This window comes from Mesorhizobium sp. WSM4311 (assembly GCF_002295115.1).
Classification (GTDB): Bacteria; Pseudomonadota; Alphaproteobacteria; order Rhizobiales; family Rhizobiaceae; genus Mesorhizobium.
Genome location: NZ_NSFV01000002.1, coordinates 389,341 through 409,924 on the forward strand (window position 1 = coordinate 389,341; position 20,584 = coordinate 409,924).

23 protein-coding genes and 1 pseudogene are annotated in these 20,584 nt (G+C 63.4%); 13 read left to right on the top strand and 11 right to left on the bottom strand.

Translation table 11 applies throughout. From position 1 onward, the window contains the following. Positions 1–55 precede the first annotated feature (55 nt). The 4 genes from CK226_RS05630 (at position 56) to CK226_RS05645 (ending at position 2,284) form a co-directional block, all read left to right on the top strand. Positions 56–814: a F0F1 ATP synthase subunit A gene (locus CK226_RS05630; protein WP_019856924.1), complete on the top strand. Its 759-nt coding sequence runs from the start codon at positions 56–58 to the stop codon at positions 812–814. Between the two features lie 76 nt (positions 815–890). Then, positions 891–1,115 carry a F0F1 ATP synthase subunit C gene (locus tag CK226_RS05635; protein ID WP_013896722.1) on the top strand — a complete coding sequence of 75 codons (225 nt, stop codon included), beginning with the start codon at positions 891–893 and terminating at the stop codon, positions 1,113–1,115. Positions 1,116–1,182: 67 nt separating this feature from the next. Next, positions 1,183–1,782 (top strand): F0F1 ATP synthase subunit B, encoded by a 600-nt coding sequence (locus CK226_RS05640; RefSeq protein WP_095791285.1) that lies wholly within the window; start codon positions 1,183–1,185, stop codon positions 1,780–1,782. 10 nt (positions 1,783–1,792) lie between these two features. Beyond that, positions 1,793–2,284, top strand: a complete 492-nt coding sequence (locus CK226_RS05645) for a F0F1 ATP synthase subunit B (protein ID WP_019856926.1) — start codon at positions 1,793–1,795, stop codon at positions 2,282–2,284. A gap of 294 nt (positions 2,285–2,578) precedes the next feature. Here the strand turns inward: CK226_RS05645 and CK226_RS05650 are convergent, their stop codons facing one another. Beyond that, the gene (locus CK226_RS05650) at positions 2,579–3,274 is read right to left on the bottom strand and encodes a ribonuclease HII (RefSeq protein WP_095786643.1); all 696 of its coding nucleotides are present in this window, start codon (positions 3,272–3,274) and stop codon (positions 2,579–2,581) included. Between the two features lie 151 nt (positions 3,275–3,425). Further along, the gene (locus CK226_RS05655) at positions 3,426–4,580 is read right to left on the bottom strand and encodes a PA0069 family radical SAM protein (RefSeq protein ID WP_142887634.1); all 1,155 of its coding nucleotides are present in this window, start codon (positions 4,578–4,580) and stop codon (positions 3,426–3,428) included. 150 nt (positions 4,581–4,730) lie between these two features. On the opposite strand from CK226_RS05655, the gene CK226_RS05660 reads away from it, so the two are divergent. Together CK226_RS05660 and CK226_RS05665 are read left to right on the top strand one after the other, a co-directional pair. Further along, positions 4,731–5,258 (top strand): glycosyltransferase, encoded by a 528-nt coding sequence (locus tag CK226_RS05660; protein WP_095771078.1) that lies wholly within the window; start codon positions 4,731–4,733, stop codon positions 5,256–5,258. Between the two features lie 144 nt (positions 5,259–5,402). After that, positions 5,403–6,376, top strand: a pseudogene (locus CK226_RS05665) (hypothetical protein). Here the strand turns inward: CK226_RS05665 and CK226_RS05670 are convergent. From CK226_RS05670 to CK226_RS05700, 7 genes are all read right to left on the bottom strand, one after another. Further along, positions 6,366–6,854: an aldehyde-activating protein gene (locus CK226_RS05670; RefSeq protein WP_142887633.1), complete on the bottom strand. Its 489-nt coding sequence runs from the start codon at positions 6,852–6,854 to the stop codon at positions 6,366–6,368. The pseudogene CK226_RS05665 and the gene CK226_RS05670 sit on opposite strands and share 11 nt — an antisense overlap. Positions 6,855–6,937: 83 nt before the next feature. Next, complete coding sequence (gene moaB, locus CK226_RS05675; RefSeq protein ID WP_095791287.1) at positions 6,938–7,492, bottom strand: molybdenum cofactor biosynthesis protein B; 555 nt, start codon at positions 7,490–7,492, stop codon at positions 6,938–6,940. Position 7,493: 1 nt separating this feature from the next. Further along, positions 7,494–8,381 carry a 4-(cytidine 5'-diphospho)-2-C-methyl-D-erythritol kinase gene (locus tag CK226_RS05680; RefSeq protein WP_095791288.1) on the bottom strand — a complete coding sequence of 296 codons (888 nt, stop codon included), beginning with the start codon at positions 8,379–8,381 and terminating at the stop codon, positions 7,494–7,496. Between the two features lie 26 nt (positions 8,382–8,407). Then, positions 8,408–8,593, bottom strand: a complete 186-nt coding sequence (locus tag CK226_RS05685) for a membrane protein (protein ID WP_019856933.1) — start codon at positions 8,591–8,593, stop codon at positions 8,408–8,410. A 139-nt stretch (positions 8,594–8,732) separates the two neighbouring features. After that, positions 8,733–9,593 (bottom strand): S49 family peptidase, encoded by an 861-nt coding sequence (locus tag CK226_RS05690; RefSeq protein WP_095771073.1) that lies wholly within the window; start codon positions 9,591–9,593, stop codon positions 8,733–8,735. 79 nt (positions 9,594–9,672) lie between these two features. Further along, entirely contained in the window at positions 9,673–10,488 is an 816-nt protein-coding gene (locus tag CK226_RS05695; protein ID WP_095791289.1) for a tRNA1(Val) (adenine(37)-N6)-methyltransferase, read from the bottom strand. Then, positions 10,488–10,712, bottom strand: a complete 225-nt coding sequence (locus CK226_RS05700) for a DUF2007 domain-containing protein (protein WP_027041409.1) — start codon at positions 10,710–10,712, stop codon at positions 10,488–10,490. The genes CK226_RS05695 and CK226_RS05700 overlap by 1 nt, the downstream gene beginning before the upstream one ends. Before the next feature lie 204 nt (positions 10,713–10,916). Here CK226_RS05700 and CK226_RS05705 point away from each other — a divergent pair, with 204 nt between their 5' ends. The 5 genes from CK226_RS05705 to CK226_RS05725 all read left to right on the top strand — a co-directional run bounded on the left by CK226_RS05705 (position 10,917) and on the right by CK226_RS05725 (position 15,885). Next, positions 10,917–11,933, top strand: a complete 1,017-nt coding sequence (locus tag CK226_RS05705) for a polyprenyl synthetase family protein (RefSeq protein ID WP_019856937.1) — start codon at positions 10,917–10,919, stop codon at positions 11,931–11,933. A gap of 109 nt (positions 11,934–12,042) precedes the next feature. Beyond that, positions 12,043–12,711 carry a GntR family transcriptional regulator gene (locus tag CK226_RS05710; RefSeq protein ID WP_095771071.1) on the top strand — a complete coding sequence of 223 codons (669 nt, stop codon included), beginning with the start codon at positions 12,043–12,045 and terminating at the stop codon, positions 12,709–12,711. A gap of 187 nt (positions 12,712–12,898) precedes the next feature. Further along, entirely contained in the window at positions 12,899–13,492 is a 594-nt protein-coding gene (locus tag CK226_RS05715; RefSeq protein WP_095791290.1) for a biotin transporter BioY, read from the top strand. Next, on the top strand, positions 13,489–13,926 hold the full coding sequence (locus tag CK226_RS05720; RefSeq protein WP_095771069.1) for a DUF1284 domain-containing protein: 438 nt from the start codon (positions 13,489–13,491) through the stop codon (positions 13,924–13,926). The genes CK226_RS05715 and CK226_RS05720 overlap by 4 nt, the downstream gene beginning before the upstream one ends. A 183-nt stretch (positions 13,927–14,109) precedes the next feature. Beyond that, positions 14,110–15,885 (top strand): tetratricopeptide repeat protein, encoded by a 1,776-nt coding sequence (locus tag CK226_RS05725; RefSeq protein WP_095791291.1) that lies wholly within the window; start codon positions 14,110–14,112, stop codon positions 15,883–15,885. A 69-nt stretch (positions 15,886–15,954) separates the two neighbouring features. On the opposite strand, the gene CK226_RS05730 is transcribed toward CK226_RS05725, so the two are convergent. Beyond that, entirely contained in the window at positions 15,955–16,416 is a 462-nt protein-coding gene (locus CK226_RS05730; RefSeq protein ID WP_095771067.1) for a GNAT family N-acetyltransferase, read from the bottom strand. A 266-nt stretch (positions 16,417–16,682) separates the two neighbouring features. Between CK226_RS05730 and CK226_RS05735 the strand changes: the two genes are divergently transcribed. Next, positions 16,683–17,627 (top strand): glycine--tRNA ligase subunit alpha, encoded by a 945-nt coding sequence (locus CK226_RS05735; protein ID WP_038645360.1) that lies wholly within the window; start codon positions 16,683–16,685, stop codon positions 17,625–17,627. A gap of 61 nt (positions 17,628–17,688) precedes the next feature. Here the strand turns inward: CK226_RS05735 and CK226_RS34745 are convergent, their stop codons facing one another. Continuing rightward, complete coding sequence (locus tag CK226_RS34745; RefSeq protein WP_179300971.1) at positions 17,689–17,865, bottom strand: hypothetical protein; 177 nt, start codon at positions 17,863–17,865, stop codon at positions 17,689–17,691. Between the two features lie 314 nt (positions 17,866–18,179). On the opposite strand from CK226_RS34745, the gene glyS reads away from it, so the two are divergent. Next, entirely contained in the window at positions 18,180–20,486 is a 2,307-nt protein-coding gene (glyS, locus tag CK226_RS05740) for a glycine--tRNA ligase subunit beta (RefSeq protein WP_095791292.1), read from the top strand. Positions 20,487–20,584: the final 98 nt, after the last annotated feature.

The following is a 20,584-nucleotide window of genomic DNA, read 5'->3' on the forward strand; positions in this document are numbered from 1 at the left end:
CGCCCTCACGCGGCAATGGTAATTTGGCCGTACGCGGCATTGACGGGGTTAGAACGTGGCAGCTGACAAGGTCGATCCGATCCACCAGTTCCATATCATCAAGCTGGTTCCGATTAACATCGGCGGCTACGACCTGTCCTTTACGAATTCGGCACTGTTCATGGTCGCGACCGTGGTCGTCGCAGCCGCGTTCCTGTTCCTCACGACATCGAGCCGCAGCCTGGTTCCCGGCCGGCTGCAGTCGATCTCCGAGATGGCCTATGAATTCGTCGGCAACATGTTGCGCGATGCCGCCGGCACGCAGGGCATGAAGTTCTTCCCCTTCGTGTTCTCGCTGTTCATGTTCGTGCTGGTCGCAAATCTGCTGGGCCTGTTTCCTTATTTCTTCACCGTCACCAGCCACATCATCGTCACCTTCGGCCTCGCCGCCTTGGTGATCGGAACCGTGGTGGTCTACGGCTTCATGAAGCACGGCCTCGGCTTTCTGAAACTGTTCGTGCCGCATGGCGTGCCGGTGTTCCTGCTGCCGCTGGTGGTACTGATCGAAGTCATCTCCTTCGTCTCGCGCCCGGTCAGCCTCTCGGTTCGTCTGTTTGCCAACATGCTTGCCGGTCACATCACCCTGAAGGTGTTTTCAGGCTTCGTCGTCAGCCTCTCCGCGCTCGGCGCGGTCGGCGTCGCGGGCTCGGTCCTGCCGCTGGCCATGGCGGTGGCGCTGACGGCGCTTGAATTGCTGGTCGCCTTCCTGCAGGCCTACGTCTTCGCGGTGTTGACCTGCATGTATCTCAACGACGCCCTGCATCCCGGGCATTGAGGAAGAGTTTCCGGCCCAAGGACATTGGCGCCGGATGGAAACGCAACGGAATTTCAGATCCAAAGGAGTTGAACAAATGGACGCAGAAGCAGCAAAGTACATCGGCGCCGGCATCGCTTGCCTGGGCATGGGTGGCGCGGGCATTGGCCTGGGCAACATCTTCGGCAGCTACCTGTCGGGCGCGCTGCGCAACCCGTCGGCTGCTGATGGCCAGTTCGGCCGCCTGATCTTCGGCTTCGCCGTGACCGAAGCTCTGGGCATCTTCTCGCTTCTCATCGCGCTGCTGGCCCTGTTCGGCTGAGCCAGGCTTTGGGAAGATTGGACAGGCCGGCCGCGCAAGAGGCGGGCCTGATATCTGGGGATAGTCCATGTTCGTGACATCTGCCTTCGCGCAAGAGTCCGCGCCATCAGCCGATACCAGCCATGCCGCGACCGGAGCCGATACGAACTCCGGTACCAGCGTGCCTGCCGAAGCGCATGGCGCATTTCCGCCCTTCGATCCTGCGACCTTCCCGTCGCAGCTTCTATGGCTGGCAATCACTTTTGGGCTGTTCTACCTCTTCCTGAAGCGGGTCGTGGTGCCGCGCGTCGGCGGCATCATCGATGTCCGTAACGATCGCATCAGCCAGGACCTCGATCAGGCATCGAAGTTGAAGGGCGAGGCCGACGCCGCCGTTGCTGCCTACGAGCAGGAACTGGCCGAAGCCAAGAAGAACGCCAACTCGATCGGCCAGCAGGCCGCGGATGCGGCCAAGGCGGAAGCCGAGACCGCGCGCAAGAAGATCGAGGCCGCGCTCGACGAGAAGCTTGGCGAGGCCGAGGCGCGCATTTCATCCATCAAGGCCAACGCCATGAAGGAAGTCGGCAGCATCGCCGAGGACACTGCCTCGGCGATCGTCGAGGCCCTGGTCGGCGGCAAGGCCAGCAAGGCCGAGATCGCGGCCGCGGTCAAATCCGTGGCCCGGTGAGGAGCGCATCATGGACGCTACATCTCTCGCGACGCTTTGGGCCACGATTGCCCTGATCATCTTCCTGGGCGTCGCCATCTACATCAAGGTGCCCGGTCTTATCGCCAAGGCGCTCGACGCCCGCGCTGCCAGGATCAGCAGCGAACTCGACGAGGCACGCAAGCTGCGCGACGAGGCCCAGCAACTGCTCGGCCAGTACAAGAAGAAGCGCAAGGAAGCCGAGCAGGAGGCAGCCGACATTGTCGCGGCCGCCAAGCGCGAAGCCGAAATGCTCGCCACCGAAGCGCACAAGAAGACCGAAGACTATGTTGCCCGGCGCACGGCACTTGCCGAGCAGAAGATCGGTCAGGCCGAGCGTGACGCGGTCGCCGAGGTGCGCGCCAGCGCCGTCGACATCGCCGTCGAAGCCGCCCGCGCGCTGCTCGCCGCCAAGGTCGACGTCAAGGCCGGAGCCGACCTGTTCAAGGCTTCGCTGGCGGATGTGAAGGCCAAGCTGAACTGAGCTCACATTTGGATATCAAAAGGCCGCCCGGGCAACCTGGCGGCCTTTTTTTGTTTCAGCGCCGAGGCCAACGCTGCCGATCTCCCCCCTTGTGGGGGAGATGCCCGGCAGGGCAGAGGGGGGCGCCAAAGAATGCCGGCCTTGGTTGCCTCTGGCCAACTTTGAAATCGCCTTAGGCTAGAGATGTTCAGGAAGCCGAGTAGGATCGATCGATATCCCGGCGGGACAGCGCCCCCCTCTGTCCTGCCGGACATCTCCCCCACAAGGGGGGAGATCAGCTATGTCGCTGTCGGCTCAATCCAGCCCGGCCAGGCTCTCTTCCTCAACCACCTCAGCCCCGCCCAGCCTGAACGGCGCGAACGAAACGCGGTGCAGCCGTGCCACCGGGCCATGCGTCTCGATCGCCGTGCGGTGCCGGGCCGTGGCGTAGCCCATATGGACCTCGAAGCCGTAGCGGTCGTGGTGGCTGCCGCAGCCGCACATCATGCGGTCGCGCATCACCTTGGCGACGATGGAGGCGGCGGCGATCGACTGCGAGCGCTGGTCGCCCCTGATCAGCGCGCGTCCATCGCATGGCAGTCCGGGCGGCACGTCGCGGCCGTCTGCAAGCGCGAGCTTCGGGCGAACCGACAGCCCGACCAAGGCGCGGCGCATCGCCTCGAGGCTGGCCTTGAGGATGTTGCTGCCGTCGATGCCCTCGGCGCTGATCGACGCCATCGAAACCGCCTGCGCGGAGCCGAGAATGCGCAGGAACAGCGCCTCGCGCTGCAAATGGCTGAGACGTTTGGAATCGTCTAGGCCTTCAGGGATGTTGGCGGGATCGAGCACCACCGCTGCCGCGACCACCGGTCCGGCCAAAGGACCGCGGCCAGCCTCGTCCATCCCGGCGACCGGCCACAACCCGTCGGCCATCGCCTTCGTTTCGAAGGAGAAATCGGGTTTCTCGACGATTTCGAAGAGAAGCGGAGAATCGGAACGCGCGCGAGCCATGTTGCGGCGAGGTTCGCATCGGCTCCGATTCTCCGCAAGTCCCTCCGGGTCGGGTGGGGCGCCGGACCGGGAGGGCACCGTCTGCAGGCCGGGGCAGGCCGGACGGGATTCCTTGCCGTGGCAGCTCAAACCGCCGCGGCGAATTGCAGTCTTAGAGCAGCATCAACTGCTCCTGGTCCTTTCCGGCGGCGATAAACTGGTCGGTGCGCAGCGTGCGCCGTTCGATATTGAGGCCGAGCCGCTTGGCGGTGATCTCGAATCGCCGGCCGATCTGCCAGGCGTAGGGTCCGGCGCCCTTCATGCGCTTGCCCCATTCCGAATCGTAATCCTTGCCGTCACGCATCGACCGGATCAGCGACATCACGTGGCGATAGCGGTCGGGATAGTGGCGCAGCAGCCAATCCTTGAAGATTGGGCTGACCTCCAGCGGCAGGCGCAGCACGACATAACCCGCCTCGCGCGCGCCGGCGGCGTAGGCCGAATCGAGGATCCGCTCCATCTCCTGGTCGGTGAGGCCGGGGATGATCGGCGCCACCATGACCGAAGTCGGAATGCCGGCATCAGAGAGTTGCCGGATCGCTTCGAGCCGCTTGGTCGGCGTCGACGCGCGGGGCTCCATCGTCCTGGCCAGCATGCGGTCCATGGTCGTCACCGACAGCGCCACCTTGGCCAGTCCGCGTTCGGCCATGCGCGACAATATGTCGATGTCGCGCGTCACCAGGGCGGATTTGGTGACGATGCCGACCGGATGGCCGCGCGCTTCCAGCACTTCGAGGATCTCGCGCATGATCCGGTACTGTTTCTCGATCGGCTGGTAGGGATCGGTGTTGGTGCCGATGGCGATGGTGCGCGGCTGGTAGCCGTCCTTGGACAGTTCCTTGTCGAGCAGCCGCGCCGCATCCGGCTTGGCGAACAGCTTGGATTCGAAATCCAGTCCCGGCGACAGGCCCATGAAGGCGTGCGTCGGCCGCGCGAAACAATAGACACAGCCATGTTCGCAGCCGCGATAGGGGTTGATCGACCGGTCGAAGGAGATGTCGGGCGATTCGTTGCGGGTGATGATGGTGCGCGGCTTTTCCACCTGCACTTCGGTCTTGAACGGCGGCAGTTCCTCCAGCGAACTCCAGCCATCGTCGAAGACATGCCGGCTGACCGGTTCGAAGCGGCCGGACGGATTGATGCCCGCCGACCGTCCGCGATTGCGGTCCGGACGGATGCGCATGCCACTCTGCTCGATCATCGCATTGGCCATTTCGGCTCGTCCTGCCCCGAAGGCTGCAATGTCGGCACGCACGATCGGTTCCATCTTGGCCCGCTCCCAGGGACTGTCCATGTTGTGTCGAATCGCTCTGTTCATGAAATTATTCCTATTTTGCCAACGAGAACAAAGCAAGAACTTTTTATGCTGCGCCGCAAAAACTGGCGCTGTGCGCGGCTTTCCGCTATTCGGCTAAATATGCTCAGTGTTCTCATCGAAACCCGCAATGACGAGGAGGCTCTCGCCCGCACGCTTGGCTCGCTGATTGGCGGCGCGGTCGAGGGCGTGGTGCGCGAAGTTGTCGTCTGCGACACCGGCTCCAACGACCAGACGCATCATGTCGCCGACCATGCCGGCTGCCACTATGTGGCAAGCGGCGGTATCGCCGCCGGGATAAGGCAGGCCAAGGGTGATTGGCTGTTGCTGCTGGAGCCGGGCGCGCGGCTGGTGGAGGGCTGGACCGACGCGGTCGTCGCCCACACGGCGAGGCAAACCATGGCGGCGCGGTTTTCGCGCGCGCGGGGCAGCCGCACGCCTTTCCTGGCCAGGGTCTTTTCGGGAAACCGTGCGCTCGCCGACGGGCTGGTGATCAGCAAGCGCCAGGCCGCATCGCTGTCAAAGAGTGCCAGCAGCGCCGAGGCGCTGGCGCGGGGCCTTGCGACGAAGAAGCTCGAGGCCGAGATCTGGGTGGCGCCGCCGAAGCAGCAACACCGCGCGCCGAAGTGATTTTTTGCACCTGCTCTGCTCATTGTGCATTGCACAAAATCTGACGCACGGTTAGCCTTTCCCGAGGTGGGTGGATTGGGTTTGGGTCATGCGAGTGGTGGGCACCGACGCGGCATCGGTGCCACCCTCAAAGAAGAGGACCCGATGACGCTTTCAACCCCTGACAATTCCGGTGCTGACAGTCTCGAAGCCATTGCGCGCAACGGCAGCCTGCTGCGGCGTATTGCCGTGCGCATTCCGACCTATCTCACGGACCTGCGCGAAAACCCGGCTGGTTGCCGATGTTCATGCTGGCGCGCACCATGCCCGGGCGTCGGATGCATTGGTTGGGCGCAAAACGCGCCCGTCCTGCCGACAATGTCGGGGATACGATGTTTTCCGGTGTCGAGCGGGCGGCGGTGGTCGATGCGCTGCGTTCCGACGGGCTGTTTTCAGGCCTCGTCCTGCCGCCGGAGATCCATGAAGAGATCGCGGATTTCGCGGGGCGCAAGCCTTGCTTCGGCAATTTCGACCGCCGTCTCGAATTCATGCCGGGCGACCATGCGCAGGCCGAGAAACGCCTGGGCCGCTCTCTGCTCAGCGGACACTATTTCGAACGCATCCTCGACTGCCCGGCGGCACTCGCTATACAGCGCGATCCGCTGCTTCTCGACATTGCAGCGCACTATCTCGGCGCTCAGGCGAAACTGATCACGACGCGCGTCTGGTGGAGCTTTCCGACCGGCAAGGCCTCGGACGCCGACAAGAACCTTGCCTCGCTCGGCAAGTATCATTTCGACCTCGACGACTGGCGCATGCTGAAGTTCTTCTTCTACCTCAAGCCGGTCGATGCCGACACCGGTCCGCATGTCTATGTCAGGGGCAGCCACAGGCGCCGCGCCATCAAGCATCAGTTGACCCTGCTGGTCGGCCATCCCGCCCAGGAGGTGCTGGACGTCTATGGCGAGCACAGCCCGGTGACGCTGACCGGCGAAGCCGGCCTCGGCTTCGTCGAGGATCCGTTCGGCTTTCACATGGGCACCGTGCCGACGCGCACGCCGCGGCTGATGATGGAAGTCGGCTTCGGCGTCTCACGCCCCTCGCGCCGGCGCTTTCATGGCGAACCGGTTATTCGGTAAAGGCGAACCGGATCTCCACCTGCATCCACCGCACCTGTCGCCGGGCAATGCGGCTTTCCCTGCTCTCGGCATCATAGTCCACGGCGACTGGTTCGCGGCTGAACTTCAACCGGTCGTCCAGGGCATTGACGATGGCGATCGCCCTTGAATCACCGTCATCGGTGGTGATCGCCGCGACGTAGACACCGCAGTCCCGGCAGATCAAATAGTCGGCTGTACGCAGGCCGAACCGATATCTGTGCAATTGGGCTTCGTCCTTGATCAAGACGGTCAGCCTGCCGTCCGGATCGGCGACGGCGCGCGAGCCATGTTTGGTGCAGAACGAACATTGGCAGGCGCGGACCTCGATTTGCGAGGGGTCGATATTGGTTGAAAATCGAAGTCGTATGTTGCCGCAATGGCACCCGCCGGCATGCTCGTTCATCGTATCTTCCTGGGTCGTGATCGGCCTTCCACGAGAAGGTACTTTCTCCGGCATCCGGTTTGGAATGGCTTTTCGAAGGCACTGACGCCGTTCTGCCTTCCAAGCGCGGCGTGAAACCCGGGCTTTGCCCTCAGCTCTTACGGAGCCGACTTCCCGCGCCGCAGATGTTCGTCCAGGCGCGGCATGATCTCGACGAAGTTGCAGGGCATGTGGCGGTAGTCGAGCTGCCCCTTGAGGATGCCATCCCAGGCATCCTTGCAGGCGCCGGGCGAGCCCGGCAGCACGAAGACGAAGGTGGCGTTGACGACGCCGCCGGTCGCCCGGCTCTGGATCGTCGAGGTGCCGATCTTGTCGTAGGAAATGCGGTGGAACACTTCCGAAAAGCCGTCCATCCGCTTTTCGAAGATTGGCTCCAGCGCCTCCGGTGTCACGTCGCGCCCGGTAAAGCCGGTGCCGCCGGTGGTGATGACGACATCGATGGCCTTGTCCCGCGACCATGCCAGCACCGTGTCGCGGATCTTGTCGCGGTCGTCGGTGACGATGTCGCGAGCGGCCAGGATGTGACCGGCCTCGGTGATGCGGTCGGCCAGCGTCTGTCCGGATTTGTCGTCTGCAAGGCCGCGCGTGTCCGAAACCGTCAGCACCGCGATACGCACCGGAATGAAGGAACGGCTCTCGTTGATACCAGCCATGTCACTCAGCCTCCGATGGCATGCTGCGCGTCGCCGCGACGAACCAGTCGGGCTGGCGGCCGCGGATCTCGGCAGCCGCGCGCTTGGCGACATTGCCGGTCTCGAACAGGCCGAAACATGTCGCGCCCGATCCCGACATGCGTGAAAACCCCGACCCGGCCTTGTTGAGCCATGACAGGGCCCTGCCTATGGCGGGCTGCAGCGCAAGGGCTGCCGGCTCCAGATCGTTGCGGGTAATCTCCAGCCAGTTGCGCAGGCTGTGAAAATCGATGCTGCGCGGCAGCGGCGGCAGGGGCTCGTTGTCGCGGCGGGACAGGGCCGCGAAGACATCCGCCGTCGACACCGGCGTGCCTGGATTGACCAGCACCAGTCCCAGCGCCGAAAAGTCCGGTACCATCGACAGCTCGTCACCGATGCCGCGCGCCACCAGTGGCTTTGCCGCCAGGCACATCGGTACGTCGGCGCCAAGCGAAAGGCCGATCCGCGCCAAGCCGGCGTCGTCCAGATCCAAGGCCCATGCCTGCGCCAGTCCGCGCAACACGGCCGCCGCATCGCTCGACCCGCCGCCGACGCCGGAGGCAACCGGCAGGTTCTTTTCGAGTTTTATGGAGATGGGCGGGGTCCGTGAGGGGCCAGCCTCCCGTCGCAAGGCATCGCGCGCCTTTAGCACAAGATTGCTGGCGTCGAGCGGAACCGCCGGCGCATAACGGCCCGACACGGTGAAATCATCGTTATCGGCGAGCGCGATCTCGACCCGGTCGCCAAAGCGTGTGAACACCGCCAGACTGTCGATCAGATGGTAGCCGTCAGCACGCCTGCCGGTGACGTGCAGCGCCAGATTGATCTTGGCATGCGCGTGCCAGATGCACGAACCGATCTCGGTGTCCACGGCGTCAGTCGTATAGGGGATGATGCTCAGTCCTTGGCCAGCCGGTATTCGCCGGTCTTCGGGTCCTTGACCAGCGTTCCCATCGCGCCATTGGCCGCCTGCTTTTCGGTGCGCCGCACCTTGGCCGTCACGCGCTCGGCTTCCCGGATGAAAGTGCGGTAGCCAAAATAGGCGGCGGCGCCAACGACGGCGAAGAAGATGATCTGCGGCATGTCACAACTCCTACCACGCTGGGCCGGCGAAGGCGGCCGGTCGGGTCGGTTGATGCATGTCGCCCAAAACTGTGTCCGGTTTTGGAAAAACGGCATGCATGGACTTCAAGCCTTCATGCTAGACGGTTTTGCGCGGTTTTCAAAGCCCGAAGCGGGCCCACAATGCGCGCTCTTCCGCCGCATCGATGACGCCGCTGGCGGCGGCGGCGGCAATATCGGGCGCTGAAAAGCCCTTGCTTGAGCCGAACAGGCCGAAACGACCGAGGAAACCGCGCGGCGCGGTGATCAGCCTGAGCTGGGTCTTCGCGCCAAACCGGGTCTTCAGCACCGTGCGCATGTCGCCGAGTGCATCGACGAGGCCGAGCTCCACGCCTTTCTTGCCGGTCCAGAACAGACCGGTGAACAGATCCGGATCGTCCTTCAGCTTCGTGCCGCGCCGCTCCTTGACCAGATCGATGAAGGTTTCGTGCACCTCGAGCTGCAGCGCCTTCAGCCGTTCCACGTCTTCCTTTTTCTCGGGCTTGAACGGATCGAGCACCGCCTTGTTCTGGCCTGCGGTGTGGACGCGGCGCTCGACGCCGATCTTCTTCATCAGTTCGGGAAAGCCGAACGAGGCCGAGACCACACCGATGGAGCCGACGATGGAGGAGGGATCGGCAAAAATCTCGTCGCCGGCGACCGCGATCATGTAGCCGCCCGAGGCCGCGACATCTTCGACGAAGACCAGCACCTTCTTGTTCTTTTCAACCGCCAGGTCGCGGATGCGCCTGAAGATCAGGCGCGACTGCACCGGCGAGCCGCCAGGCGAATTGATCGAGATGGCAACCGCCGGCGCATCGAAGGAAAATGCCTTCTCGATAAGGCCGGCTGTCGAGGCCAGCGACAGATTCTGCCGGAACTGGCCGCCGGCCATGATCGTGCCGTGCAGCCGGATGACCGGAATGGTGACGACGGTGGAGCGCCAGGATTTCGGCAGCAGGCGGTTGAAAAAGCGTTTCACGAGGGCGCGGTCTCCGGTCGATGGGTTGCAGGCATGTAGGGATTTCCCGGCCAACGGCAATGCGGCGGCGAGGAATAGCTCAATCTCCAAACAGCGAGGCGAGACCGTTGGCAATCATTTCGCTGCGCTCGTCGGGGCTATTGCCCGATTGCGCGTGAAGCATCAAAGGCGGACGGATGGCAAGTTTTCCGCGCGCGCCGAGCGCTGCCCGCACAATGATACGGATCGCCGCTGCGTCGGGGCGAGGGTGCACGGTGAGCAGCTCGGCATCGCCGAAGCGACCTGACATCGCGTCGAGAATGGCGCCGAGCTGTTCGGGCCGCGCGATGACCGCAAGCCCGCCGCGCGGCCTGACCACCGCTGCCGCGCTGCGGATCCAGCTTTCGAACAGCCCGTCCTGCATGACATGGGCTTCCTTTCGCAGCCGGTCAGGCGTGGCGCGGTCCCTGGCTGCGTTGAAGGGCGGGTTCATGATGACATAGTCGAAGTCGTTGTCGGCCAGACCTGCCGCCACCCGGGCCTGGCCTGAAACCGTGACGTCGGCGACGAGCACGGATGCGCGATCGCTGAGATGCGCATTGCCGGGGTGAGCAAGGGTAGCCGATGCGAAGGCGGCCATTTCCGGTGCGCGTTCGACCAGAACGGCCCGGGCAGCCGGGCAGCGCGACAGCACCGCCAGGCCGGCAGCGCCGGCGCCGGCGCCGAAATCGGCGAGACGTCCGCCAAAGACGGACGGCACGGACGCCGCCAGCATCATCGCATCCATGCCGGCGCGGTGGCCGCCATGCTTGGGCTGGACGAGCCAGAACCGGCCGCGATGGAAGGCATCGACCGTATGGGCCGGCGTGTCCGGGCCAAGGGTGTCAAGGGCAGGGGCGGCTGGCGCGGTCGACATTATTTTGTGCGGATCTCGTTGGCGATGCCGGCATCCCTGAGGATGCGACGAGCGGCATCGGCCTGGTCGGCGTCGACCATGACGCGCTTCTGCAAAAGCCCGATCGACCCTTCGAGAATGCTCATATTCTGATCGGCGACAAAGCAGGCGATACCGGCGTCGCGCATCAGCGATTCGACGAAGGAGATGATCACGGCATCGTTGGTGCGGACAAGCTCTATCATCGTATGAAACTCGCAGTTTGCGCCATTGATGTAAACGGGCAGGGGATTCGGCGGCAGAGCCTCGACTCCATCCAGGATCGTTAACAGGCTGTCACCGCCGCCGCGCCAATTCGCCACTTGCCGTGGCCGTGTCCGCCGCCCTAGAGTCCGTATCGGGACTAAGGGTGCCGTCGCACGCGTTGTAACAAGACGGGAGTTATTGTCGTGGGTGTCGTTCTCAACATCGAAAACGGGAAGCGGGAGCCCGCCTCCATCAAGGATCTGATCGATCTGACGGCGGCCGACATGGGACGCGTCAACGAATTGATCCTGTCCAAGGCCGGCTCCGACGTCGAGATGATTCCGGAGGTCGCCAACCATCTGATCTCGTCGGGCGGCAAGCGGCTCAGGCCGATGCTGACGCTCGCCGCCGCGCAGATGTTCGGCTATGCCGGCGAAGGCCATGTCAAGCTGGCCACCTCAGTCGAGTTCATGCATACCGCGACTTTGCTGCACGACGACGTCGTCGACGAGAGCGGCATGCGCCGTGGCAAGAAGACCGCCCGCATGATCTGGGGCAACCAGGCAAGCGTGCTGGTCGGCGATTTCCTGCTTGGCCAGGCCTTCCGCATGATGGTCGATGTCGGCTCGCTCGAAGCGCTCGACATCCTGTCGAGCGCCGCCTCGATCATCGCCGAGGGCGAGGTCATGCAACTCGCCGCCGCCAAGAACCTTGAAACCACCGAGGACGAGCATTTCGCGGTCATCAAGGCCAAGACAGCCGCACTGTTTTCGGCTGCCGCCGAAGTTGGACCGGTCATCGCCCAGGCGACCCGCAATGATCGCGCAGCACTACGCTCCTACGGCATGAATCTCGGGCTTGCCTTCCAACTCATCGACGATGCGCTGGATTATGGCGGCACCAGCAAGGACCTGGGCAAGAATGTCGGCGACGATTTCCGCGAGGGCAAGGTGACCTTGCCGGTCATCCTCGCCTACCGGCGCGGCACCAAGGCCGAGCGCACCTTCTGGAAGCGCGCCATCGAGGACAATGTCGTCGACGACGCGGGCCTGGAAAAGGCGATCGGCCTGATGACCCGTCACGGCGCCATCGCCGACACGATCGGCCGCGCCCGCCATTTCGGCGAGATCGCCCGCGACGCGCTGGCGCCGCTGGAAGAAACGCCACAGAAATCGGCGCTGATCGACGTCATCGATTTCTGCATCAGCCGGGTGAACTGAGAAGGCCGTCTTTTCTCCGAATTTCCCGTCGCTTTGTACTGGGGAGAACGATGGCGAACACGGCCTCATCGTCTCGACAAGCGGCCTTACGGCAAATTATCTATAAAACATGGCAAAGGGCACGGACGACACCATCGCGGTGCGCATCAGCAAGGCGCTGGCGGACCGCATCATCTCGGGCGCGATCGAGCCTGGAGCGCGGCTGCGCCAGGATCATGTCGCCGAGGAATTCAACACAAGTCATGTTCCGGTGCGCGAGGCCTTCCGCCGTCTGGAGGCGCAAGGCCTGGCGGTCAGCGAACCGCGCCGTGGCGTGCGCGTCGCGGCTTTTGATCTCGGCGAGGTCAAGGAGGTCGCCGAAATGCGGGCCGCGCTCGAAGTGCTGGCGCTGCGCCACGCCGCGCCGCATCTGACGTCGGCTATTCTCGATCTTGCCGAGGAGGCGACCAAGGCTGGCGACAAATCGCGCGATGTCCGATCCTGGGAGGAAGCCAACCGCGCCTTTCACCGGCTGATCCTGGCGCCATGCGGCATGCCGCGCCTGCTCGCCACCATCGACGATCTGCATGCCGCCAGCGCCCGCTTCCTGTTCGCGGCATGGCGCTCGGAGTGGGAGGCGCGCACCGACCAGGACCATAGGGCGATCCTGACCGCTTTGCGGCAGGGGAACACCGAATCGGCCGCGGCGACGCTGGGGCGGCATGTCCAATGGATCGGCCGCAAGCCGGTCAGGACGGCGTCCGGCGCGACGCGCGAAGCCTTCGCGATCGTGGGTTGATGCCCCTCACCCAAAAGTGGCCCTCAATTTGGGGCGCCATCCATAAAGCAATGACCTGAAGCGCATCGCGACGCAGTTCAGACGCTCTTTGTCGTGGGAAGGCTTGCTATGTTGCGAGAAATGTGGATTCGATAATAGATCGAAAACAGAAATTATCTATAATTTCAAATCGACCGAAGGGACCCTCATGACAGACATCGCATTCACGTCCAGCAAGCCGTCCTTCAGCCCGCTCCGGCTTCAAGACCGCTCGCTCGCCTGGCAGGTCGGAGCCGTGGTGCTCGGCACGCTGTTCCTGGCGCTGTCCTCCTGCATCGAAGTGCCGATGGTGCCGGTTCCCGTGACCATGCAGACCTTCGCGGTGACGCTGATCGGCGCGCTCTATGGCTGGCGGCTTGGCGCGGTCACCATCGCGGCATGGCTGGTCGAGGGTGCTGCCGGCTTTCCGGTGCTGGCCGGGGGCGCTGCCGGCGTCGCGCATTTCGTCGGGCCGACCGGTGGCTATCTCTTCGCTTTCCCGATCACCGGCGCGCTTGTCGGCTGGCTGGCCGAACGCGGCTGGAACGGCAACAGGGTGGTGCTTGCCTTCGCCGCCATGCTGCTCGGCAATCTTGCCTGCCTGGTGCTCGGCACGGCATGGCTCGCCGTCATGATCGGCACTGAGAAGGCCATTACCTTCGGCTTCCTGCCGTTCATTGTCGGCGGCTTGCTGAAGTCGGCGCTTGGTGCCGCGACACTCATGGCGCTCCCCCGTGGCAAGGCGAAGCCGGCCAATCCGTGACGATCAGGCTGCGCGCCCATCATCTCCTTTGCCTGCTCACCTATGTGGGCAAGGGATACAGCCCCGCCTTCACCGTCAATTATGACGCGATCGCGGAGCGCCTGAGCCGGGGCGAGGACATCCTCCTTGTTTCCGGCCCGGATGATGTCTGCGCGCCTTTGCTCGAAGGGCCGGACCCGCATTGCCGCAACGAGAGCGTCATCGAGCGGGACCGGCTTGCCGCACGCGATGTCGGGGATCTTCTGGCCCGACCAATCGAGCCCGGCGTCCGCCTCGATCTCGACGCGGCAATCCTGGCGCGGCTGCGACAGGCGTTCTCGATTGGTGGCGTGCGCAAGGCTTGCGGCGGTTGCGAATGGAACGAGCTGTGCGGCGCGATTGCGGCCGGCGGCTTTCCCGAGACGAAAGTGCAGCGATCCGTCGTGCAGCGCTGACCTTGACGCCGGCTTTTCCACGGCCGAAAATCTCCTCCAGCCATGGTTTGTTAATCGGCTGACCCGATTGTGAATTTCAGGCGGATTGAAGCGCGACCCCAAAAAGGCCATGCTTTGCCCGGAAAGATCGAGTCTACGTCGATCCCGCTGAAGCGGAGATGGCGCCTGGCTGAAAGGGATACGATGCAGCAAGGACGTGCGCGCTGGCTGACAAGGCTGGCAATTGTGACGGGCATGGCGATTTCGGCTTTGCCGGCCTATGCCAAGCAATCCACCGAACCGGTCAAGATCTCGTCGTTCTCGGGCGCCTATCTGGCAGCCCGGATCGCCGAAGGCGACAACGACCTCGACAGCGCCATCGCCTACTACAAGCAGGCCCTGGCCTTCGATCCGAGCGACACCGGCCTGCAGCAGAGCCTGATGCTGTCGCTGATCGCGCAAGGTCGTTTCGACGAATCCCTGGTCTATGCCGACAAGCTCAAGGAAGTGCCCGATGTCGAGCGCTTCTCGCGCCTGGCGCTGGCCGTTGATTCGTTCCACAAGAAGGATTTCACCAAGGCCCAGTACTGGCTGAAGCTGTCACTTGAGTCCGACCTTGACCGGCTGATTTCCGGCGTGATGTCCGGCTGGGCCGAACAGGGTGCTGGCCAAGCCGGCGACGCGATGGCTTCGATCGACAAGCTTCAGGGCCCGGACTGGTTCGGCCTGTTCAAATCCTTCCACCGCGCCCTGGTCGCCGATGCCTCCAACATGCCCGAAAAGGCCGAGGCGATCTACGCCGCGACGATGCAGGATACCGCCGCCGGCGGAGCCGCGCCCGAAACCTGGATGCGCAACGCGCAGGCCTATGCCTCGTTCCTGGCCCGCAAGGGCGACAAGGCCAAGGCGATCTCGGTGCTCGACCAGGCCGAGGCGTTTTCGCCGGGTAAGCTCGAAATCGTCGCCTTGCGCGACAGGATCAGCAAGGGCGACAAGATCGCGCCCTTCGTGTCCGGTCCGTCCGACGGTGCTTCCGAAATCCTGCTCGACCTCGCCACCGCGCTCAACCGGGGCGGCGGCGAGCCGTTCGTTCGCCTTTACCTGCAATATGCGCTCGCCCTGCGGCCCGACAGCGACGCGGCTCTCGTGCAACTCGCCGCCGTCGCCGAGCAGCTGAAGGACGGCGAGGGCGCCATCGCGCTCTATCGGCGGATTCCCGATTCTTCGCCGCTGAAGGAGCTTTCTGACCTGCAGCTTGGCCTCAACCTTGCCGATCTCGACCGCCATGACGAGGCGATCACCCATCTGAAGGCCTTCGTCGAGGCTCATCCCAACGACATGCGCGCCTATCTGGCGCTTGGCGGGGTCTATTCCTCCAAGGACGATTTCCGCTCGGCCGCCAACCTCTACGACAAGGCCGTCGAGGCGCTGAAGACGCCGACCGCTGCCAACTGGAACATCTTCTACCAGCGTGGCATCGCCTACGAGCGGCTGAAGGAATGGCCTAAGGCCGAACCGAATTTCCGCAAGGCGCTGGAACTGCAGCCGGACCAGCCGCAGGTGCTGAACTATCTCGGCTATTCCTGGGTCGACATGAACACCAACCTCAAGGAAGGCCTGGCGATGATCCAGAAGGCCGTCGACCTCAGGCCGAGCGACGGTTACATCGTGGATTCGCTGGGCTGGGCCTATTTCCGCCTCGGCCGCTTCGATGACGCGGTGCGCGAGATGGAACGCGCCGTATCGCTGAAGCCCGAAGATCCGGTTCTCAACGACCATCTCGGCGACGCCTACTGGCGCGTCGGCCGCAAGCTGGAAGCCACCTTCCAGTGGAATCAGGCGCGTGACCTGAAGCCCGATCCCGACGTGCTGGCCACCTTGCAGCAGAAGCTGATGAAGGGCCTGCCGCCGATCGAATCCAACACGGCGCAGGAAACGCCCAAGGTCAAGCCCGAGCCGGTGCCTGTCCCGAAGGGGTGAGATCGGCTACTTTTGAATGCGAACGGGGCTTCTTTGGGAGCCCCGTTTTCGTTTGGAGGCGCGCAGCCCTCAAAACAGCTTCCGGTAGACGACGAAACCGGAGCGTTCGCCGACCTTGTCATAGAGTCTCATCGCGGTCTGATTGGTTTCGTGCGTCAGCCAATACACCCGTCCGGAGCCGGCGGCCTGCGCGCGCTCATAGACGCCTTCGATCAGCGCCCGGGCGATGCCTTTGCCACGCGAAGCCTGCGTGGTGAAAAGATCCTGCAGATAGCAGTTCGGTGCGATCGCCGTCGTGCTGCGGTGGAACAGATAGTGCACGAGGCCGAGGAGCTGTCCCTGGCTTTCAGCCACTAGCGCATGGACCGGTTCATAGGCGTCGAAGAAGCGCGACCACGTCATCGCGGTGATCTCGCTTGCCAGCGCCGTCTCGCCGGCGCGGCCATAAAATGCGTTGTAGCCGTCCCAGAGAGGCAGCCATTGCTCGTAGTCCTGTCGCGTGACCGGGCGGACGATGATGGAGCTGGGCATGGCTGGACCTGTGGTCGTTGATTTGGGCTGTAGGGACGAAACAGACCGCAGGCTCCCGAGCCCGGCAATGGGCCAGTCCCCGGCAAAGTCTTCAACACCGCCCGGCATACTCACGGCGGCTCGCATCCGGCGCGCCCCTTGCTTGACGCTTCGCCGCCGTGTCTCTAGGACGGGCCGGCAAGAGCACGATCCCGAAAAGTGGATACCGGTTTTCGGAAAAGATCATGCTCGAGGACAGGCTCCAGCCTTTGATGTCGAGGCCACCCGTGACGATTGAAATCCCTGCCCATATGCACCCCAGCCGCTCGTTCCAGGGGCTGATCCTGACCTTGCACAATTACTGGGCGGCTTATGGTTGCGTCATCCTGCAGCCCTACGACATGGAGGTCGGCGCCGGCACGTTTCATCCGGCAACGACGCTGCGCGCGCTCGGGCCGAAGCGCTGGAACGCCGCCTATGTCCAGCCCTCGCGCCGCCCCAAGGATGGCCGCTATGGCGAGAACCCGAACCGGCTGCAGCATTATTACCAGTACCAGGTGATCCTGAAGCCGAATCCGCCGAACCTGCAGGAGCTCTATCTCGGCTCGCTGGCGGCGATCGGCGTCGATCCGCTGCTGCATGACATCCGCTTCGTCGAGGACGACTGGGAAAGCCCGACGCTCGGCGCCTGGGGGCTTGGCTGGGAATGCTGGTGCGACGGCATGGAAGTCTCGCAGTTCACCTATTTCCAGCAGGTCTGCGGCATCGAATGCGCGCCGGTGGCGGGCGAACTGACCTACGGGCTGGAGCGGCTCGCCATGTATGTGCAGGGCGTCGACAATGTCTACGACCTCAACTTCAACGGCCGCGAAGGCGCCGACAAGGTGACCTATGGCGATGTCTTCCTGCAGGCCGAGCAGGAATATTCGCGCCACAATTTCGAATACGCCAACACGGCGATGCTGCTCAGGCATTTCGAAGACGCCGAGGCCGAGTGCAAGGCGCTGCTCGAGGCCGGCGCGCCGGCGTCGAACGACAATCTGCCGATGCACAAGATGGTCTTTCCGGCCTATGACCAGTGCATCAAGGCCAGCCATGTCTTCAACCTGCTCGATGCTCGCGGCGTGATCTCGGTTACCGAGCGGCAGAGCTACATCCTGCGCGTGCGCAATCTGGCGAAGGCCTGCGGCGAGGCGTTTTTGAAGACACAGGCGGGTGGATTGGCGGCCTGAGCAATTCCAGGAAAAGCGCGTAGCTTTTTCCCTCGGGAGTTGCGCCAAACAAAGCTCTGCTTCAGGCAGACCTCATCGTCTCGAGGGTAGCGTTGATCGGTGACAGGATCTGGCCGCTCGGGCCAGCCATTGTCCGCAATGCCTGCCGAACACCCGGCATCGAGAAAGCGCCATGGACCTGCGCGGTGAAGCAGGCGCTGAGCGCGAGGATCTGCAGAAGTCTGGATGCCGTTTTCATGGTCGTTCAGCCAATAGTTCCCTGCCTGAGCGTGGGTCGCTTCAGCGCTGCGTTCGGTTCATGGAAATCTTTGATCCAAGGACGGACTGGGGCGCCGCGTCCCGACAGGGGAGCCAAAATTTCTGGAAAGGGTGACAGCGGCCAGCCGAGTTGCTATGCCCCGCCCGGACCACTCTCCCGCATGAGCTGACCCCAATGCCTGACCTGCTTCTAGAACTTCGCTCCGAGGAAATCCCTGCCCAGCCGCGCGACCGCAGCGCCGGAGGCGCGAGGACGCGCAAACAGGAAACTGGCATGCGGGTGGAGACACTCTGATGCCGGATCTTTTGCTGGAACTTCGCTCCGAGGAAATTCCCGCCCGCATGCAGCGCAAGGCGGCGGGTGATCTCAAGAAGATGCTGACCGACGGTCTGGTCGAAGCCGGTCTGACCTATGAGGCGGCGCGCGAATACTGGACGCCGCGGCGCCTGACGCTCGACATCAGGGGCCTGACGGCGCGCTCGAAGGATATCCGCGAAGAGATCAAGGGACCATCGACGACGGCACCCGAGCAGGCGGTCCAGGGGTTCCTGCGCAAGGCAGGGCTGTCCTCGGTCGCCGAGGCGCATGTCCATTCCGACCCGAAGAAGGGCGACTTCTATGTCGCCCACATTTCGAAGCCGGGCAGGGCGGCCGAAGAGATCATCGCGGAACTGGTGCCGGGCATTATCCGCAATTTCCCCTGGCCGAAATCGATGCGCTGGGGACCGGCCTCGGCCAAGCCAGGCTCGCTGCGCTGGGTGCGGCCGCTGCAATCGATCCTGTGCACCTTCGGCCCGGAAACCGAGGAGCCTGTCGTGGTCGATTTCGAGATCGACGGCATCCGCTCCGGCAACGTCACATATGGCCACCGTTTCCTCGCCCCGGGCGAAATCACCGTGCGCCGCTTCGAGGATTATGTGAGCAAGCTGGAAGCGGCAAAGGTCGTGCTCGACGCCGACCGGCGCAAGGAGATCATCCTTGCCGACGCCCGCAACCTCGCTTTCGCCAACGGGCTCGACCTGGTCGAGGACGAAGGGCTGCTGGAGGAAGTGTCCGGTCTCGTCGAATGGCCTGTCGTGCTGATGGGCGAGTTCGAGCAGGATTTCCTCGCCATTCCGGCCGAAGTGATCCGGCTGACCATCCGCGCCAACCAGAAGTGCTTCGTCACGCGACCGCAAGGTGAAGGCGAGGCGCTGTCCAGCCGCTTCATTCTCACCGCCAACATCGAGGCCAGGGACGGCGGCAAGGAGATCGCCCACGGCAACGGCAAGGTGGTGCGCGCCCGCCTCTCCGATGCGCTTTATTTCTGGACCACGGACCAGGGCGATCTGCCGGACCTCGGACAACTCGAAGCCTCGGCGAAAAAGTTTGGCCTCGATCTGAAAAGGCCGCTCGACCAACGCATGGCCCGCCTCGACCATCTCGGCGTCACCTTCCACGCCAAGCTCGGCACGCAGGGCGAGCGGGTGCAGCGGATTAAAGAATTGGCCGAAGGGCTAGCGCCAATTGTTGGCGCTGATCCCGCTCTGGCGCGCCGAGCCGCAGTGCTGGCCAAGGCCGATCTGCAGACAGAAGTCGTTGGCGAGTTTCCAGAACTACAAGGCGCTATAGGCGCTAAGTATGCGCTGCTACAGGGGGAGCTTCCTTCGGTCGCGGCGGCCATTGAGGAGCACTATAAGCCGCAAGGCCCGTCCGACCGCGTGCCGATCGATCCCGTTTCTGCGGCCGTTGCACTCGCCGACAAGCTCGACACGCTGGTCGGATTTTGGGCGATCGATGAAAAGCCAACTGGTTCGAAAGATCCCTATGCGCTCAGAAGGGCCGCGCTAGGTGTGATAAGGATCTTGGTTGAGAATGGGGCGAATGTGTCGCTTCTTCGTTCGATGATGTCTTCGATACTGGCGGCATACATGAAGTTCCAACGTGAGGGATCGCAGCCATATCTTGAGGCTGCGGATCGACTAACGTCCGCTGGTCTCGCTACGACAACTCAACGAGCCGAAGTCTATAACCGTCTCGTAGGGCAGTCGGGAAAAGAGGCCTTTGCGGAAGAGACGCCAGAGATGGCATGGCGCTTGAGTCTTGACCTCCTCGCCTTCTTCCATGACCGCCTCAAGGTCTACCTCCGCGACCAGGGTGCCCGTCACGATCTCATCGATGCCGTCATCACGCCGCAGTCCGACGACCTCCTGCAGATCGTCCGCCGCGTCGAGGCGCTGGGCTCCTTCCTCGACACCGAGGACGGCAAGAACCTGCTCGCCGGCACCAAGCGCGCGGCCAACATCCTGGCCGCCGAGGAGAAGAAGAAAACAGCTGTTGCCGAAACCGTTGAGCCGGCCTTGTTCAAGGAAAATGCCGAAAAATTGCTGTTTGTGGCGGTGAATCAGGCCGAGAAGCAAGCGGGCGAAGCGATTCAAAACGGAGACTTTTCCGCCGCCATGCTGGCGCTTAGCGCGTTACGCGAACCGGTTGATTCATTCTTTGAAGGTGTTCTCGTGAATGATGAAGACCTGGCGGTGCGAGCCAACCGTCTGGCGCTGCTCACGCGCATCCGCGCGGCCACCGGTCAGGTCGCGGATTTCTCGAAAATCGCGGGTTGAGAGCTTAACAAAAATATCTTCCAGCCGGCCGTTCGAGCCGGCTTACAGTCATATGGCGATGATCTCTGCGTGGCAAAAGGGACATGTTCCCCAACCCA

Coding starts and splice junctions, on each gene's coding strand:
- CK226_RS05635 (WP_013896722.1), top strand. CDS start 891: ATGGACGCAGAAGCAGCAAAGTACATCGGCGCCGGCATCGCTTGCCTG.
- CK226_RS05640 (WP_095791285.1), top strand. CDS start 1,183: ATGTTCGTGACATCTGCCTTCGCGCAAGAGTCCGCGCCATCAGCCGAT.
- CK226_RS05645 (WP_019856926.1), top strand. CDS start 1,793: ATGGACGCTACATCTCTCGCGACGCTTTGGGCCACGATTGCCCTGATC.
- CK226_RS05650 (WP_095786643.1), bottom strand. CDS start 3,274: ATGGCTCGCGCGCGTTCCGATTCTCCGCTTCTCTTCGAAATCGTCGAG.
- CK226_RS05655 (WP_142887634.1), bottom strand. CDS start 4,580: ATGGAACCGATCGTGCGTGCCGACATTGCAGCCTTCGGGGCAGGACGA.
- CK226_RS05660 (WP_095771078.1), top strand. CDS start 4,731: ATGCTCAGTGTTCTCATCGAAACCCGCAATGACGAGGAGGCTCTCGCC.
- CK226_RS05670 (WP_142887633.1), bottom strand. CDS start 6,854: ATGCCGGAGAAAGTACCTTCTCGTGGAAGGCCGATCACGACCCAGGAA.
- moaB (WP_095791287.1), bottom strand. CDS start 7,492: ATGGCTGGTATCAACGAGAGCCGTTCCTTCATTCCGGTGCGTATCGCG.
- CK226_RS05685 (WP_019856933.1), bottom strand. CDS start 8,593: ATGCCGCAGATCATCTTCTTCGCCGTCGTTGGCGCCGCCGCCTATTTT.
- CK226_RS05695 (WP_095791289.1), bottom strand. CDS start 10,488: ATGTCGACCGCGCCAGCCGCCCCTGCCCTTGACACCCTTGGCCCGGAC.
- CK226_RS05700 (WP_027041409.1), bottom strand. CDS start 10,712: ATGATAGAGCTTGTCCGCACCAACGATGCCGTGATCATCTCCTTCGTC.
- CK226_RS05710 (WP_095771071.1), top strand. CDS start 12,043: ATGGCAAAGGGCACGGACGACACCATCGCGGTGCGCATCAGCAAGGCG.
- CK226_RS05715 (WP_095791290.1), top strand. CDS start 12,899: ATGACAGACATCGCATTCACGTCCAGCAAGCCGTCCTTCAGCCCGCTC.
- CK226_RS05725 (WP_095791291.1), top strand. CDS start 14,110: ATGCAGCAAGGACGTGCGCGCTGGCTGACAAGGCTGGCAATTGTGACG.
- CK226_RS05730 (WP_095771067.1), bottom strand. CDS start 16,416: ATGCCCAGCTCCATCATCGTCCGCCCGGTCACGCGACAGGACTACGAG.
- CK226_RS34745 (WP_179300971.1), bottom strand. CDS start 17,865: ATGAAAACGGCATCCAGACTTCTGCAGATCCTCGCGCTCAGCGCCTGC.
- glyS (WP_095791292.1), top strand. CDS start 18,180: ATGCCGGATCTTTTGCTGGAACTTCGCTCCGAGGAAATTCCCGCCCGC.